Annotated in this window: 13 protein-coding genes; 6 read left to right on the top strand and 7 right to left on the bottom strand. The window is 33.2% G+C overall.

From position 1 onward, the window contains the following. Positions 1 to 24: 24 nt before the first annotated feature. From QYS47_RS12405 to QYS47_RS12380, 6 genes are all read right to left on the bottom strand, one after another. On the bottom strand, positions 25 to 1,941 hold the full coding sequence (locus tag QYS47_RS12405; RefSeq protein WP_308356347.1) for a T9SS type A sorting domain-containing protein: 1,917 nt from the start codon (positions 1,939 to 1,941) through the stop codon (positions 25 to 27). Continuing rightward, positions 1,938 to 2,726, bottom strand: a complete 789-nt coding sequence (locus QYS47_RS12400; RefSeq protein ID WP_302101228.1) for a PASTA domain-containing protein — start codon at positions 2,724 to 2,726, stop codon at positions 1,938 to 1,940. Before QYS47_RS12400 ends, QYS47_RS12405 begins: the two co-directional genes overlap by 4 nt. Further along, entirely contained in the window at positions 2,723 to 5,407 is a 2,685-nt protein-coding gene (locus QYS47_RS12395; protein ID WP_322346488.1) for a D-alanine--D-alanine ligase family protein, read from the bottom strand. The genes QYS47_RS12400 and QYS47_RS12395 overlap by 4 nt, the downstream gene beginning before the upstream one ends. Positions 5,408 to 5,549: 142 nt before the next feature. Then, on the bottom strand, positions 5,550 to 8,504 hold the full coding sequence (locus QYS47_RS12390) for a M43 family zinc metalloprotease (RefSeq protein WP_322346487.1): 2,955 nt from the start codon (positions 8,502 to 8,504) through the stop codon (positions 5,550 to 5,552). Between the two features lie 111 nt (positions 8,505 to 8,615). Further along, positions 8,616 to 8,891, bottom strand: coding sequence for a NifU family protein (locus tag QYS47_RS12385; protein WP_302124383.1), 276 nt, complete (start codon positions 8,889 to 8,891; stop codon positions 8,616 to 8,618). 12 nt (positions 8,892 to 8,903) lie between these two features. Beyond that, entirely contained in the window at positions 8,904 to 9,998 is a 1,095-nt protein-coding gene (locus QYS47_RS12380) for an Mrp/NBP35 family ATP-binding protein (RefSeq protein ID WP_322346486.1), read from the bottom strand. Between the two features lie 137 nt (positions 9,999 to 10,135). Between QYS47_RS12380 and dnaG the strand changes: the two genes are divergently transcribed. The 5 genes from dnaG (at position 10,136) to xseB (ending at position 15,053) form a co-directional block, all read left to right on the top strand. Continuing rightward, a complete protein-coding gene (gene dnaG / locus QYS47_RS12375) occupies positions 10,136 to 12,058 on the top strand; it encodes a DNA primase (RefSeq protein WP_322346484.1) in 1,923 nt (640 codons plus the stop codon). 99 nt (positions 12,059 to 12,157) lie between these two features. Then, positions 12,158 to 13,381, top strand: a complete 1,224-nt coding sequence (locus QYS47_RS12370; protein ID WP_308356353.1) for a bifunctional 3,4-dihydroxy-2-butanone-4-phosphate synthase/GTP cyclohydrolase II — start codon at positions 12,158 to 12,160, stop codon at positions 13,379 to 13,381. A gap of 1 nt (position 13,382) precedes the next feature. Continuing rightward, positions 13,383 to 14,015: a hypothetical protein gene (locus QYS47_RS12365; RefSeq protein ID WP_308356354.1), complete on the top strand. Its 633-nt coding sequence runs from the start codon at positions 13,383 to 13,385 to the stop codon at positions 14,013 to 14,015. 7 nt (positions 14,016 to 14,022) lie between these two features. Next, complete coding sequence (gene surE, locus QYS47_RS12360) at positions 14,023 to 14,805, top strand: 5'/3'-nucleotidase SurE (RefSeq protein ID WP_308356355.1); 783 nt, start codon at positions 14,023 to 14,025, stop codon at positions 14,803 to 14,805. 44 nt (positions 14,806 to 14,849) lie between these two features. Then, a complete protein-coding gene (gene xseB / locus QYS47_RS12355) occupies positions 14,850 to 15,053 on the top strand; it encodes an exodeoxyribonuclease VII small subunit (protein WP_322346482.1) in 204 nt (67 codons plus the stop codon). Positions 15,054 to 15,062: 9 nt separating this feature from the next. Here xseB and QYS47_RS12350 read toward each other — a convergent pair whose 3' ends face one another. After that, on the bottom strand, positions 15,063 to 15,863 hold the full coding sequence (locus tag QYS47_RS12350; RefSeq protein WP_302124385.1) for a tetratricopeptide repeat protein: 801 nt from the start codon (positions 15,861 to 15,863) through the stop codon (positions 15,063 to 15,065). An 81-nt stretch (positions 15,864 to 15,944) separates the two neighbouring features. Here QYS47_RS12350 and murB point away from each other — a divergent pair, with 81 nt between their 5' ends. Continuing rightward, on the top strand, positions 15,945 to 16,970 hold the full coding sequence (gene murB, locus QYS47_RS12345) for a UDP-N-acetylmuramate dehydrogenase (protein WP_322346481.1): 1,026 nt from the start codon (positions 15,945 to 15,947) through the stop codon (positions 16,968 to 16,970). The last annotated feature ends 10 nt before the right edge of the window (positions 16,971 to 16,980 follow it).

The following is a 16,980-nucleotide window of genomic DNA, read 5'->3' as shown; positions in this document are numbered from 1 at the left end:
TCAGGCCTTTTTTATTGCTTAAGATTATTTCAGAAGTATCTTTTGAGTTGAAATTAAATCCCCTTTTCTGATTTTTATAAAGTATAAACCTTTATCAAGGAAACTGATATTTAACTCATTTTTATACTCATTATTATCAGATTGATATTTTATTTTTCCTTGTAAATCATAAATAGAGATAGTATCCCAATTATCAGTAAACTTTAATAGCCCACTATTCGGATTCGGATAAACTCTCATATTCCAGTTTTCATTAAATGGATTTCGGGTAGATAAAGTGATGCGTTCCTCCTCAAAAACTGGTCTTATCATCACACTTCCTTCTAATATGATATTGGGTTCCCAAGTCCCACTTTGGTTGTAATAAAGCCTATTAGCATTGTTAGTATTTTTATCAAATCCAATTGAAATAGGCTGGTCATTTTCTTCTCTATATCCGATATAAAATTCTCCACTTAGTAAAACTGGTCTATCAAAAGAGAATCTTTGGAATTCATTAATTTCGGTTTCTTTACTAATCAATACATTTTTAGCCCTTAAAATATCATCAGTATTTGCAGTTAAGTCACTCCAAACCAATAAAGTTATATTTTGATTAGATGAATTTTGGGTAATATTGGGCACATAAACTTCTATTCCAGTAAGGTATTGCTCTCCGATCATCTCAAAGCCTTGAGCTAATAAATAATTTCTAGAATTTAGCTGAACTCTAGATTCAGCGGTGCCATCATCATAAGCATAAAAATCATCTAATGGGATGATGGTTGATATTGTATCGTTTTGTCTAAAACTTAAATTTGGATAATAATTAGCTACTCCATTAATGGTTTCAAAAAATAGGCTGTCATTGGTTCCCAGGTTGAATTGAAAATTAAGATAAATAGAATCCTCTTGTTCTTTTTCGGCTAATAAATAATCTATGAAAGCAGCTTTATTTGATAAATCATAATTAAATAAGGCAGTATCTTGTAGGTCAGTTATGAAATTTCCAGTTACATCAAGTGAATCAATTATGTTTAAAGGTTTGAGAGTATCATAAACAATGCTGAAAAATTCTGTACCAAAAGAAAAGTTAGTCGAATTTCCTCCCCATAGATTGTTATAGATAAAATTTGAGGGTTTTAAGTTCTCTTCCAACCAGTTTCTATTTAAATGATGCAGTGGAATTGCATAATAATCTTTAAAAATGGTTTCTGCTTTTCTCGAGAATGTCCTGTCTTCATAAGAATCATAAGCATTATTCTGAGTACTTACAGGGGTGTTTCCTTCGTTTAAATAAATATAATCGATATTCCAGACATCGAAATCACCTGCTAAATTTCCAGAAACCTCGAACTTAAATTGGAAACCTGAGTGTAAAAAGCTTTGATCATTCACTCGTTCAAAATGCTGTGAGAATTTTGTAGGTTCTACATTACCTGTTCCGCCAAAGCCATTTACTTGAATCCAATCACCTGCTTCATTTTTAAAGCTTAATTTTAATGAATCCTGATTGTCAGGGGCAAACCCCCCATATCCTTGCTGCCAAAAGAAACTTAAATTGATATTAGAATTGACAGAATAAGCTGATAAGTCAATGGGTTGCGATACTAGGCTGTCACCAATTCCATTATTACCAGCATCGTCAGCATAAGCTACGCCCTGACCATTAAAACCGTCTAAGGTTGCGACATTATATGATGGGGGAAGATAAGTATAGCTATTATTGACAAATACATTTTCTCCAAATTGCCATAATGAACTGTCTGGAGCCGATAAATCATATGAGAAATCGTCCCAAAAGGGTAAAGTAATTGTATCAGGATTAGCTATGGATCTAAAATCTGTATGATTTATCCGTTTAAAGTTTGTAGGTTTTTCAATGATTTGAGCGCTTGCAACCATGGAATAACCACTAATTATTAAAATAATCTTTATTTTAAGAAGCCATAATGGTTTCATATTTTATCCGGTGTCAACAATTGTTCTTGATTTTTAGGTGCTACAACCCAAATATCTACCTGATTACCAGTTCTAACCGAGCTACCTGCTTCTGGATATTGTTGTAGTACGATTCCAGATGCTTTTTCATCATCTTCACGGGTTCTTACTTTTCCAATTTGTAAACCACTACCTACGATAATAAATTCGGCATCTTCTCTGTTATTGCCCACAAGTTCAGGCATAGCAAAAGGTCTTCCTAAACCATTTCCTATTACCAAATCAATGGTTGAGCCTTTAGCAATATCAGACCCTGCTTCTATTTCTTTCCCATTAAATTTTTGTTTCAGAACAGCATTTTGAAATTCATGAGGCTCATAGGTAATGTCTCCTAATAATAAACCATAACTTTCTAAAACCATTTGAGCATTTTTTAATGAACCGTCAACCAATTTTGGCATTTTCACATTCGGTGGACTAGTAGCATTTAAGGAAACGTAAATTTTTCTATTTTCTTTTACTTTTTTACCTTCTTTTGGATTTTGACTTAATACTGTCAATGGTGGATATTCAGCTGAATAGCCAGAATCTTCAGTTACCTCAAATCTTAAATCTCTTTCAAGAAGAAATTCATCTAATTCATCCAAATGAACACCTTCTAATTGAGGTACCGTTATACTTTCACCATGATGTGTAGTTACAGGTAAATAAATGTAAAAGAAAGTGAGTACTATGATTAAGCCTAGGGTAACTATGATTCCTAAATGAATCAATATGTCTTTTACTGAATCAGCTTTTAATTTCATTTTTCAATGGTTTGATTTTTCATTTTTTCTGTCCCAAAAGAAAGTATTTTATCAATAAAGTCATATGGTTTGTAACCATTGATTGCCGTTTGATGAAAAATACATGTGGCAGGTGTCATGCCAGGTAAAGAATTAACTTCAATAATAATGGTTTCTGCTGTTAAATCATCAAAAACTCTAACAAAAGCATCTATTCGAGCATAACCCGTAATATTTAACACTTCAGCGGTTTTCTTTAATGTGTTTTTCACTTGTTCAGCTACTTTATCATACTCTTCACTTTTTGGAGTATACCTAGCAGGAGTTATATTTTGTCCTTCTCCAGCTAAAAATTTCTCTTCAAGGCTTAACACTTCACCACCAGCTAACGCTTCTGATGGTTCAAATATTTCATATCTAACTGAGCCATCATGATTTAAATGTGTTAATAAGCCTCCTGTAATCTCAAGGAAGTATTTAGCATCTTTCTTTTCTATTAATTCTTCTAAAAGGAAGAAATTCTTTTGAGGGAATTCCTCGTTCTTCTTAAGATTTAATGTTTTGGCTAAACTTTCGATGAATTCAGCTTGAGGTCTAAACATCATGCCAGCAAAAGCTTCTAGTTCAGCTCTATTTTTTATTTTCTTCACTGCAGAGCTACAACCATCATCAGCAGGTTTCGCAATAAGTGGATAGTTTAATTGCCCTTCAATAGCACTTAATTCAGCCTCTTTATTGGATTGCCATTTATCTTCAAAAACTAATCTATGATCAGCAACTGAAATTCCTGCTTTCTTCAAAATTTCATTTGTATCATATTTATTTATCGTGATTTTTGAACTTTCAACATCGGATCCATTATATGGGATATTTAATTTCTCTAATTCCGATTGAACAGCACCATCTTCTCCTGGTCTGCCATGTAATGCGATAAAAGCAACATCAATAAGTTTGTTTAAATCACTGTATTTTATCTTTTTAAGTTCATTTGTTCCACCTGAGACATATTTATCGGTTATATCTTGACACTCAAATTTTATTTGAGAAATAATAGGGTGAACTTCATAATGTTGAATTTTATCTTTTATGTCATCAGCATTATCCTTTAACATAATGTTGATGGGTAGGATGTGTAGAATATGCTTGGATTCATCCCCACTCAAGAAAATAGGAATGGGTAAATACTTTTCTGAAGAAGCTAGTTTTTCGTAAATATTTCTACCACTTTCAACCGATATATGCCTTTCAGTTGAAAAACCTCCCATAATAACACCTACATTGATTTTCTGCTGAGCTTCATTCTTTAGTCCTTCTAATTTAGTATCAAGCTTTTTCACCATCTTCTGAAGTTCAAAATGATGTTTGCCAGTTTTTAATCGAGCTTTTAAAGATGTTCTGATAATATAGCTTAAAAATTGAGAAGGATTCAATCCTATTTCCGCAGCTTGATGAAAGAAGAAGGAAGAGGGTAACATACCTGAAGTGGTGTTCGGATCATTTAAGAATACTTTACCTTCTTCAGTAATAAATCCATCTATTCTGGCATATACATCGATCTGTAATGCATTAAATAGATTAGCGCATTTAGTTCTTATTTTCTCAATAATATCTTGAGGAGCATTGATAGGAGTGATTTTCCTACTTATGCCAGGCAAATATTTCGATCTATAATCAAATACATCTTTTCCTTTTCTGATTTCAGTAGGGGGAAGTGCTATAGGTTTTCCGTTTTCATCTTGAATTACAATACAAGAGAATTCTTTTCCTTCTATAAAGGATTCGATCAAAAGAGAATCTTCCGAATCGATAGCTTGAAGTTTGATGCTTTCTGAATTTGAAGAAAGTTTTTGATTCAAAGTATTTAATAAATCATCCGGAGTATAAATGATGGATTCATTATGAATTACTGGCAATCCTATTCCTTCTCTAATATCAACTAATTTGGCAATGAATTTTATCTTTTCATCTTCAGCATAGCTTGACCATTCGGAATGATGAATTTCAAGTTCGAAAAAGCTTTTTTGAATAAGCTTCTCAAAATCCTCAAGATTGTCTTCACTTAAAATACTAACTCCTATAGAAGACCCTTGATGCGGAGCTTTTATGACTAGTGGTAATCCTAGTTCTTTCTGGAGACTCTCAAATATATTAGAATGATCGTGGCTTTTCCAATCCGCTTTATTTAATGTTATGCTTTTGGGGCTTTCAAAATTAGCTTGTTGTAATAATTGTCTTTGCGCTATTTTACTTATTCCAATTGAAGATGGTAATATTCCTGCACCACTATAAGGGATTCCATACCATTCTAACATGCCTTGAATATTTCCATCTTCACCATATGGTCCATGCATGGCTAGGAAAGCAAAATCTATATATTCTTTAAATTCAGATGGTTCTAACTTTTTACCTACTTCACTGATTAGTTTATCCCATTCGTTTTCGGATAAGTTTTCTAATGATTCAGCATATATCTGAACCGGAAGATCTGATTGTGGTAAATATTTTACTGGAGGATAAAAATCTCGAATTGTACCTTTATAAATATATTGCCAATCTAATAAAATGAAATGGCCTTTACTATCCACAAAAATGGGCACTGCTTCAAATATCGATTTATTGAGGTTATCATATACTGTTCTTCCACCCGCAAAGGAGATTTCTCTTTCTCTAGATTGTCCTCCGAAAAATATTCCAATCTTCATTTAGTACTTTTCAATTGTATTCAAAAATATTACTTGATGATAACTCTACAGGTTTATCAAAATTCGAATTGTAAAAATAGCATATCTATTAAGAATTTTACCAATGAAATTCAGAATGTATTAATCTACTGAAGAATTCAGATTACTTTATTACGATAAACCTTTCTGTTGCAGTTATTCTATCAGTATTTAATCTAAGAATGTAAACACCTGCCGCTAATTGAGATACATCAAAGCTTATAAACTGATTGAGAATTTTAGGTTCAATGAATTCCAACATCACTTTACCGTTTAAATCCAATATTTGAAAAAATGCCTCTTCTGCTATTTCTAGATTCAGATGTAAATTAATTTCATTTTGTACTGGATTTGGGTAGATAACAAATGGCTCAAGAGTATTCGGATAGGCTGGAGGCGGAGATTGACCTACAAAAAATGTAATGTTTTTTAAATTTACATCTTGCCCATTATCATGTTTTATTTTAAACGCTAATCTAATTTTATTTCGGAATACATAGGGAGATAAATCAACAAACTCATTTCTCCATATGAGTTGCTCCTTTATATCATTACCTAAAGAGGTGGCTAATGAATCTCCGGATTTGCTATAGATTAATGACTTAAAATATTTACCTCCTTCATCTGAAATATATATTTCAAAGGTTTCAGATTGCCTAAAAGGCTTGCGATAAGAAATATCAAAAATCAATCCTAAATAATTTACCCTACTCACGTCAAGTAATGGGCTAATTAACCAATCCTCAGAACCCTTTGTATTAATTTGAGAAGAATTACTGTTTACTGCTAACAGATTGGGATTAAAAGTCCAGCCTGCATCTTTATCAGGATTGAATTCATACCAATTATCTCTCCCATTTTCGTTTAAACTTAAGCGTAAAGGAGGTAATTCCTCAACACAGTCATTTGAGAATGGTAAATAAAGTGAATTCACAATATCTGCATCATTTGAAGGAGTAATTACCTGAATTTCATATTCATTAATATTTGAACTTGGAACTGGTATGATTAAGTTAATTTGGGTTTCCTGCCCGGGAACGAGAACTTCATTATTCATGGTGAATTCATTTACGAGATTGTCGTTTTCTAAAATTTGAATCTCATAACTATCAATATTTTCTCTACCTACATTTTTAACTGTTATTACTCCTTCAAGAGTTTCATTACAGACTAAAGGGTTTACATCTTCCCATCTTATAATATCAATTTCTCTATTTTTTTTACTTGATTCCTGTACACGGAATTCATTAATGTAAAAGTTGTTAGACAGGCGGTTTTCAGCCACTATGCTAAAGCAAACTGAGGGTTCATCTTTCAATCTATTTAAATCGATTTTTACGGTATCCCAATCTAATCTATGTGCGGGTATAAATACAGTATCTGTAGGATAGGCTGTAGATAAATCGGTAATTGAATTGGAAAAAATTAAATCATTAAACGTTCTTCCGCAATCGTAGGAAGCATAAATTTTTATATTATTAGGAATAGAATCACCAACTTGTGAAAATACGAAACTTAATTCGGGGACATCTATAGTTGTAAAATCAAAGATCGGAGAAATAATATCTTCTCTTTCGCCAAAATTTTGTCTATTACCATAAAAAGGAACTCCGAGACCCACATCAAATATCTGCCAGCTTTCTTCTTCATCTGGATTACGAATAATCCATGGAGTAATGTTATTGAAAGACTTTTCATATGGCAGACTTGCTTGTTGTATTCTTTGATAATATTCTATTTTTTTGTTATTATCGGTTCTTTCATCCAGAAAACTTCCTATTAAATCAACATTGTAAAAAATTGAATATTCGCCCATTTCATTAAAATTCAATAGTGAAAAATAAATGGTTTTTTCTTCTCCGCTATTGAGTGTGTCCTCTACTATAATTGATTCTTCTAAGATATCATTAACAAATAATTGAACACTATAATTGCCAATAGGAAGCAATCCTTGATTCTTTACCGTTATTTGAGGGTTGAAATTTCCACTGCAACTTCCTGTATATCTTGAATTTACTTCGGATAAGCCTAAATCTACATCATATACTGGAGGTGCTTCTAATGCAGGTGAGCTTGTCAGACTCAACCTTCTAGGGCTATTTTCTACAACCGTTCTAACTCTAGATTTTTGATCTTCAGTAAATATATTCATGCAGGCATCATTAGTATAATCCATGAAGTTTTGTACCATATCTAAACTTTCACAAGTAATTTTTCCAAGATTACAACCTGTGCTTGAATTTCTAGCGGTAGGCGTATCTTCACAAAAGTCATCTACAGAACAGCCGCCATCACCCCAAATATGCCTTAATCCAAAAAAATGTCCCATTTCATGTGTCAGGGTTCTTCCTTTACTTTCAAAGGTTGGGCTATCAGGGTTTTCTCCAAAAAATACATAATCAATGGTAACTCCATCAATTAATCGATTATTACTGGCTTCCTCCAAACCTTCAAGATTAGAAATTGGAAATTCAGCCCATCCTAAACTACCTCCCGCTAGATCAGCTACCCATATATTTAAATAATCCTCTGCTGGCCAATAGCTCTCTGCTGTAAGTATAGATCTTTCTTGATAACTATAATCAACTAGGCTTCCTGGTATTCTTACAATTCCGGATGTTTCAAAGCCATCAGGGTCTTGTTTGGCGTAAATGAATTCAATATCGAAAGAAGATGCCAAAGCTTTAAATTCATCTAAAGTTTCAGTTGTATCGGCATTAAGTCTATTGAAATCTTCATTCAATATTTCCAGCTGTCTGTCTATACGTTCTTTTGATAAGTTACCTCCTGTTCCTATTGCTTCTCCATTATGAATGATGTGAAAAACAACGGGTACTGTAACTTTTTCTTGCCGTGTTCTGAGAGGGGATAAAACTTTCTGTAATATTTGTTGACTAGAAAGCCAATTTTCAAATTGTTGGGTACTTAAATTAGGGTTATTACGAGCTCTTTCTTCGAGTATTTTTGGTACGGCACATCTTTCTTGAGCCGAAATGCTAAAAAGAGGTAATGTTGTGATGAGAATGTATAAACCACTCCTAAAAATGAAATCAATATAAGAGAGGTTTTTTCTTTGCATTTGGTTTAAATAGTTTGCTCTAAATTAAATAGACTGATATTTAAAACCAAGAATAATGCCAGAAGTAAAAAACTAATTTTATACTTCTGGCATATGTTAAACAATACGATTTTATTTCATTGTTTGGGGTAACTCTGCATTTGGATCATCAGCTGATGTAATATTTATCGCTTCCACTGATATGATTTCGGGTACTGCTTTTTTAACAGCTTCCTCAACTCCAGCTTTTAATGTCATTGTTGACATCGGGCAATTTCCGCAAGCACCTAATAATTCGAGTCTAAGTATACCCTCGTTTATATCTAGAACCTTTACATTTCCACCATCTGCCTCTAAATAAGGTCTGATGGAATCTAATGCTTTTTCAACTCTATCTAAAATTTCCATAATTTTTTAATTTCAACTAGTCATTTCAACTGTTTTGGTACCTGCCATACTCGCATTTCTAATGGCTACTTGTCTCGCAAGTTTTTGAGCTAATTCTCTGAAAGCATCAGCAGAAGGACCATCTTTCATGGCAGTAGGATATCCCGAATCACCGCTTTCACGAATAGACTGAACCAGTGGCATTTGACCTAAGAAAGGGATTTCATACTCCTCACTCATTTTGTAGCCACCACCTTCACCAAAAATAAAGTATTTATTATCAGGTAGCTCAGCAGGTGTGAAATACGCCATATTTTCTACCATCCCCAAGATTGGAACATTAATTTGTGGTTGTTTAAACATTCCAATAGCTTTTTTGGCATCTGCTAAAGCTACTTTTTGCGGAGTGGTTACAACCACAGCTCCTGTTACAGGAATTGTTTGCACTAATGTTAAATGAATATCACTTGTGCCTGGAGGTAAATCTATTAGTAGATAATCCAATTCACCCCAGTCTGTATCACTAATAAATTGCTTTAAAGCAGAACTAGCCATAGGTCCTCTCCATACTACTGCATTATCTGGTGGGGTTAAGAATCCTATAGATATTAATTTAATTCCATATTGCTCAATAGGAACAATTACATTTTTTCCATTTACTTGCTTAACCTCTGGTTGTTCAGCCTCACAGTTAAACATGGTAGGGATTGAGGGACCAAAAATATCTGCATCAATCAATCCAACTTTTGCACCTTCTTGAGCTAATGCAACAGCTAAGTTTGCAGTTACAGTAGATTTTCCAACTCCACCCTTTCCGGAACCGATTGCTATAATGTTTTTCACATTTGGTAAAAGAGGTTCAGTATTTCTGGTAGAGGTAACATCAGAGCTCATATTAGGAAATACTTGTAAGTCTGCATCTACATGTTTATGTATTGCATTAATACAATCATTTTTTATGATTTCCTTTAACGGACATGCTGGAGTAGTAAGTACTACAGTGAAATGTACCGCATTTCCATCAATGCGTACATCCTTTATCATATTTAGCGTTACCAGATCTTTTTTAAAATCTGGATCTTCAACAGTACTTAATGCTTTAATTATGCTATCTTTAGTAACAGCCATATATCTTTAATATTTAAAAAAAACCGTAGTTTTGCTACAAAATTGTTGCAAGTTAAACTTTATAGAATAAGCTAACAATTGATAAGCTAAATAAGTTGGAATTAGTTTAAATAAATACAAAAAATAGCGCTAAATAAGTGGGATTAAGTCAAAAAACGATACAAGATGTTCAAGATAGGGTAGAGATTGAAGAGGTTGTGGGGGATTATGTACCTTTAAAAAAGAAGGGGCAAAATCTTTGGGCTTGCTGTCCTTTTCATGACGAAAAAACGCCTTCTTTTTCAGTTGCTCCTAATAAAGGTATCTATAAATGCTTCGGATGTGGTAAAGCCGGTGATTCAATTCAATTTATTATGGATTTAGAAGGATTGAATTTCCCTGAAGCAATCCGACAGTTGGCAGAAAAATATGGGATTGAAATTGAAGAAACTGAGAGCTCTCCCGAACAACAAGAAGCATATAATGAAAAGGAATCGCTTTATATTGTTTTAAATTTTGCTGCTGAATATTTTAAAGACTTATTACACAATAATCCTCAAGGAAAGTCTGTTGGTTTAAGTTATTTTAAAGAAAGAGGATTTTCAAATGCTACTATTGATAAATTTGATCTAGGATATACATTAGATCAATGGGATGGGCTAATAAATGCAGCAAAAAAAGCGGGGCATACTGAAGAGTTATTAGAAAAAGCAGGTCTTATTATTAAAAAAGAAGATAAGACTTACGATAGATTTAGAAACAGAGTAATTTTTCCGATTCATTCCATTTCGGGTAAACCCATTGCTTTTGGGGCTAGAATATTGGTGAATGATAAAAAGCAGCCAAAGTATATTAATTCGCCTGAAACAGAGGTGTATCATAAAAGTGAGGTGCTTTATGGAATTTCTCAGGCCAAACAGAGTATCAGGAATGAAGAAAATTGTTATTTGGTTGAAGGATATACAGACGTAATTTCGCTACATCAATCGGGAGTTGAAAATGTAGTTGCGTCTTCAGGAACTTCATTAACCACTCAACAAATTAAATTGATTGGTCGCTACACCGATAATGTTATTGTTCTTTTTGATGGGGATGCTGCTGGTTTAAAGGCTGCAATGCGAGGAATTGACTTGATTTTAGAAGGAGGGCTTAATGTTAAAGTTGTAATTTTTCCTGATGGTGAAGATCCTGACAGCTACTCTCAGAAAATGGGAGATGAGGCATTCAAGAATTATTTGAATGAAAATGCTAAAGATTTCATTCGGTTCAAATCTGATTTATTACTTCAGGAAACCAAAAAAGATCCTATCAGGAAAGCAGAAACTATTCAAGATATAGTTCGGTCTATTTCTAAAATTCCTGATCCTGTAAAACGTGCAGTATATATAAAAGAATGTAGCGATATACTGGAAATAGATGAAGCTTTACTTGTTGCAGAACAGAATAAGATTGTCCTAAGGGATAAGCAAAGTAAAGGTGATATTACTAAAAGGCAGGCAAATTACTTAAGTGAAAATTATAGCCAAACACCTGAGCAGATTCAAAAGCAATACACTCCTTTTGAAGTTGTGGCTTTACAGGAAAAAGAAAGTATTCGTCTGCTCTTAACTTATGCTGATTTACCTTTGGCTGATGACAAATTAGTCATTGACTATTTACTTCAGGAATTAGATGATACGGAGTTTATTCATCCAGTTTACAGTGAAATTTTAAATGAATTTGTAGCTCATTTGAAAGAAGGTAAAATCTTAAATGAGTCTTATTTTATTAAAAATGGTTCAGAGGAAGTAAGGAAGGTTATTTTCTCACTATACACAGATCGTTATGAGTTAAGTGAAAACTGGGAAAAAAAATTCGAAATCTATACTCCACATGAGCGTCATATTTTAAATGATTCTATTTATACACATGTGCTTCGTTTAAAGCACCGATCAATATTACATTTGATGGAGAAGAATACAGAGGAGCTGAAAAATGTAAAAAGTGAGGCTGATGAGGAAGTAATCTTGCAATATCTAATGCAGCTTAATCAGGCCAAGTTGGAGATAGGTAATTTACTTGGAATGGTGGTGGTAAAATAGAATTTGTTAAAACACTAATCAATTTGTAATCGTTTTAAAATTTGTCAGGTAATCATGAAATATTGGCTACCTTTGTGATTTATTATTTTTCAAAGATTTATGTCATCAGAAAGAATCCAATTAGATACTATAGAATCAGCAATTGAAGCTGTTAAAAATGGAGAAATCATCATCGTAGTAGATGATGAAGATAGAGAAAATGAAGGCGATTTTATTTGTGCTGCAGAAAAGGTAACTCCGGAAATAATTAATTTCATGTCAAAGCACGGTAGAGGATTAATCTGTGCATCTCTGCCTGAAGACAGATGTGATGAATTAGGATTAGAATTAATGGTGGGTAAAAATACCGCTCAATTCGAGACTCCTTTTACTGTTTCTGTAGATTTAATAGGGCAAGGTACAACTACTGGTATTTCTGCTAGTGATAGATCGAAAACAATTCAAGCCTTAGTAAATCCTGATACTAAACCTGAGGTTTTAGGCAAACCAGGCCACATATTTCCTCTTAAAGCTAGAAAAGGAGGAGTTTTAAGAAGAACAGGACATACTGAAGCTGCCGTTGATTTCTCCAGATTAGCGGGTTTAATCCCTGGTGGTGTATTAGTTGAAATCATGAATGAAGACGGTACCATGGCTCGTCTTCCCGATTTAAGAAAAGTAGCGGATCATTTCAACTTAAAGCTGGTTGCTATTAAGGATTTGATTGAATATCGATTAAACAACGAATCATTAGTTGAAGAGAAAGTTGATGTTGAAATGCCAACTGATTTTGGTGACTTTAAATTAGTGGCATTTGAACAAACCAATACTAAAGATAACCATTTAGCATTAGTAAAAGGCGAATGGGAAGAAGATGAACCTATCATGGTAAGAGTTCATTCCTCATGTTTAACAGGCGATATATTTGGTTCATGCCGATGTGATTGTGGTCCTCAATTACATCAGGCCATGGAGATGATTGAAAAAGAAGGCAAAGGTGTTATTGTTTATATGAACCAAGAGGGTAGAGGAATAGGTTTAATGAATAAATTGAGGGCATATAAGCTACAGGAAGAGGGAATGGACACAGTTGAAGCTAATGTTGCTCTTGGCTTTAAAATGGATGAGAGAGATTATGGTGTTGGAGCTCAGATTCTTAGAAAATTAGGAGTTAGAAAAATTCGATTGATTTCAAATAATCCAACAAAAAGAGCTGGATTACTTGGTTATGGCCTGGAAATTGTAGAAAATGTTGCATTAGAAATTCCACCTAATAAGCATAATGAAAATTACCTACGAACTAAAAGAGATAAAATGGGGCATACCATTCTTAAAAAGGATTAAAGTGAAAAATTTCAACCTCTTTATTGTATTCTATTTTGTAGCAACCTTTATATCTTCTGGGCAAGATTTGCCGCAAGAAATGTGGCATCCAGGTATAGTTGTTTTAGACTCTCAAGATACATTAAGGGGTAATATTCAGTATGATTTTGAATCGAACCTAGTTCAATTTTCTGGTGATAAAAATAGGGTGAGAACGTTTACTTCACAAAATGTTCTTTTCTTTCGTTTTAATTGTCAATATTTTAATCGTCCGAGAACGGTATATTCTATTCCTTATGATTTGAAAGGAAGAATGAAGGTACCTGTCTTTTTTGAAATCTTAGAGGAGGGCTATATTACTTTCATGACTAGAGAGTATGTTGTAATCGATAATAATAGGTTTGGAAATCCAATGTACAGGCCTTCTAGAAGTTTTGGAGGCAGAGAAATACTTACTTATGACTATTTTTTACTGACTAATGATGGCGTAATTCATAAATATAGTGAGAAAAAGAAAGATTTGTACTCGTTTTTTGGCGTATATAAAGAACAGGTTGAAGAATTCGTAAAAGACAGAAGGTTAAAAACAACAAAACAGGGTGATTTAGTAACCATTATGAAATATTATAATGGATTAGTATCTGGACGAAAGTAAAAGATTTATGGAAAGACCTTTAATATTAGTAAGTAATGATGATGGAGTAACTAGTAAAGGAATCCGTCATTTAGTGGAATGCATGAAGGAGTTAGGAGAAGTAGTAGTAGTGGCGCCCAATAGTCCTCAATCTGGAATGGGACATGCAATTACGATTGGAAATACTTTACGATTAGATAAAACAGACATTTTTGGAGATGATATAGCCGCTTATGAATCATCTGGTACTCCAGCAGATTGTGTTAAACTAGCTAAGCATCATGTTTTGAAAGATCGAAACCCTGATTTGGTAGTGAGTGGTATTAATCATGGAAGCAATACTTCAATTAGTGTGTTGTATTCAGGCACCATGTCGGCAGCTATTGAAGGAGCTATTGAAGGTTATCCTTCTATAGGCTTTTCACTATGTGATTACGCTCAGGATGCAGATTTTGAACATACATTAGATTATGTAAAAGCTATAGCAAAACAAGTCCTTAAGACTGGTCTACCTAAATACACAACACTCAATGTGAATTTCCCTCCAAAACGAAATGAAAAAATAAAGGGAGTGAAGGTTTGTAGACAAGCACGAGCTAAATGGGAAGAGGAATTTGACCAAAGATATGATCCAAATGGAAGAAGATATTTTTGGATGGCGGGAAATTTCGTGAATTTTGATAAGGGAGAAGATAACGATGAGTGGGCTATTGCTAATAATTATGTGTCTGTTGTCCCTTGTCAGTTTGATTTAACTGCTCATCATACCATTAGTCAATTGAATGATGAATGGGATATCAAAATAGATTAACAATTTGAATAAATTATATTTTTGAAATCTTATAATTTTCAATAATGGCAAAGAAAAAAAAGCTTGGCTATGAAGAATCACTTCACAAACTAGAAGAGATTTTGAATAAAGTAGAAAATGAAGATATTCCCATAGATCAATTAACAGCTTATGTTAATGAATCTATGGAGTTATTGAAAAATTGTAAGAACATGTTGAAGAATGCTGAAAACAGGGTTGAAAGTGCATTTAATGATTTAGAAGAATAATTATATAAATTATAGCTCAACACAGTATTTGCTAATATATTCTTGCGCTTTCATTTCATCATATTTTATAAGTTCGTGGTAGTCTTCACAAGCTTTTACAATATCTTTTTGAATTATATAACATTCAGCTCGCTTAATAAATATTGATTCACTTTTGAGCCCCAATTCAATTGCTTTGTTATAATCGTGTACTGCTCCTGCATAGTTTTCCATGTGTTGGTAGATCATACCTCTGTTAAAATAGGAGTTTGAGAGATATTTTTTATTTCTTATGAGATTGTTAAAATCTGAAAGAGCAAATAGTGTATTAGCCTGAATTGCATATAATACGCCTCTATTAAACCTTGCTTTAGAATGATCAGGATTTAACTCAAGTAAAGCGCTGAAAGCTTTTCCTGCTTTTTCATAAACTGAATCTTTCATAAAGCTTAGTCCGGCATAAAAAAGAGCATCTTCATTTTTCTTATCATAATAGAGTACATTTCCGAAGTCAATCGTAGCACTTTTATAATCACCATTTTTAAAGTATGATCTTCCTCTACCCAAATAGGCTATTGCTAAATCTTTTTTTTGATTTATGCTCTTTTCATATCTAAGGATTGCTTCATCATACATTCCTAATTCTTCATAACATCTAGCAGCATTATAGAGCATCATTTCATTTCGTGGATCAAGACTTAAAACTTCTTCAAAATGATATAAGGCTTTGTCATATTGGCCTGATTCAAAGAGTTCTGCTCCTTTTTCTTTATGGTTAGTGCATGCTGTACAAATGAAAATTGTAATAGTTGTGAGGAATAAGTTTTTCATAGTAATTTTAGGGATAATAGATTATAACTAATAAAATAGTTTTGAATTTAAAATCCAATTTTTAATACCATTAAATATCTTATGTTAAATTTCCTTAAGTCAGAATCTCTCCGTTCCTACAATACCTTTGGCTTTAGCGCTGTTGCTGATTTGTTAATTGAGATAAATACAATAGAAGAATTTCAATTATTATTAGAGAGTAAAGAATGGAAGGAAAATTCCCATCTTATTTTGGGAGGAGGGAGTAATATTTTATTAACTGATGACTTTCATGGTTTAGTTGTAATAAATAAAATTAGCGGTATTAAAAAAGTTGCAGAAGATGATGAAACTGTGACTGTTAAAGTTGGTGGAGGGGTTAATTGGCATGAATTCGTACTATTTACTATCAATAATGATTGGGGAGGTTTAGAAAATTTATCATTAATCCCAGGAACGGTTGGGGCAGCGCCAATGCAAAATATTGGAGCTTACGGTATAGAGATCAAAGATACTTTTGAGAATTTAGAAGCCGTAAATCTGGAAAGTGGAGAAATTGAAAGCTTCAATACTGATGCATGTAAATTTGGTTATCGTGAAAGTGTTTTTAAACACAAACTGAAAGGGAAGTATTTGATAGTGTCAGTAAGTTTCCGATTACACAAAAAGAATTTTCACAAATTGAGTCTTGAATACGGAGTCATTAGAGATGTGCTGGAACAAAGGGATATAAATAAACCCTCTATTAAAGATGTAAGCAATGCTGTTATTGAAATCAGAGAGTCAAAGCTCCCTAATCCTGCAGAAATTGGTAATTCTGGAAGTTTCTTTAAAAACCCTATTATTGACAAGTTTCAATTTGAGGCTTTAAAGGAACAATATCCATCTATTCCTAGCTATGAATTAGAAAGTGGGCAAATAAAGCTTGCTGCCGGTTGGTTGATTGAAAAAGCAGGTTGGAAGGGCTATGAAGAGAATGGAGTAGGAGTTCACCATAAGCAAGCGCTTGTGTTGGTGAATCATGGTCAGGGTAGAGGGAGAGATATTTTAAATTTGGCTAAAAAAATACAGAGCTCAATTCAATCTGAGTTTGGTATTGAATTAAGCCCTGAAGTTAATTTTATTTAATATTATGCTA

The sequence above is a fragment of the Marivirga arenosa genome (assembly GCF_030503875.2).
Classification (GTDB): Bacteria; Bacteroidota; Bacteroidia; order Cytophagales; family Cyclobacteriaceae; genus Marivirga; species Marivirga arenosa.
Note: the sequence above shows the minus strand (reverse complement) of the source record. Positions and strands in the feature narration are given on the sequence as shown.

Bases quoted from the DNA above. Each gene is read 5' to 3' on its own strand.
- QYS47_RS12405 (WP_308356347.1), bottom strand. From the start codon at position 1,941: ATGAAACCATTATGGCTTCTTAAAATAAAGATTATTTTAATAATTAGT.
- QYS47_RS12400 (WP_302101228.1), bottom strand. From the start codon at position 2,726: ATGAAATTAAAAGCTGATTCAGTAAAAGACATATTGATTCATTTAGGA.
- QYS47_RS12395 (WP_322346488.1), bottom strand. From the start codon at position 5,407: ATGAAGATTGGAATATTTTTCGGAGGACAATCTAGAGAAAGAGAAATC.
- QYS47_RS12390 (WP_322346487.1), bottom strand. From the start codon at position 8,504: ATGCAAAGAAAAAACCTCTCTTATATTGATTTCATTTTTAGGAGTGGT.
- QYS47_RS12385 (WP_302124383.1), bottom strand. From the start codon at position 8,891: ATGGAAATTTTAGATAGAGTTGAAAAAGCATTAGATTCCATCAGACCT.
- QYS47_RS12380 (WP_322346486.1), bottom strand. From the start codon at position 9,998: ATGGCTGTTACTAAAGATAGCATAATTAAAGCATTAAGTACTGTTGAA.
- QYS47_RS12370 (WP_308356353.1), top strand. From the start codon at position 12,158: ATGTCATCAGAAAGAATCCAATTAGATACTATAGAATCAGCAATTGAA.
- surE (WP_308356355.1), top strand. From the start codon at position 14,023: ATGGAAAGACCTTTAATATTAGTAAGTAATGATGATGGAGTAACTAGT.
- xseB (WP_322346482.1), top strand. From the start codon at position 14,850: ATGGCAAAGAAAAAAAAGCTTGGCTATGAAGAATCACTTCACAAACTA.
- QYS47_RS12350 (WP_302124385.1), bottom strand. From the start codon at position 15,863: ATGAAAAACTTATTCCTCACAACTATTACAATTTTCATTTGTACAGCA.
- murB (WP_322346481.1), top strand. From the start codon at position 15,945: ATGTTAAATTTCCTTAAGTCAGAATCTCTCCGTTCCTACAATACCTTT.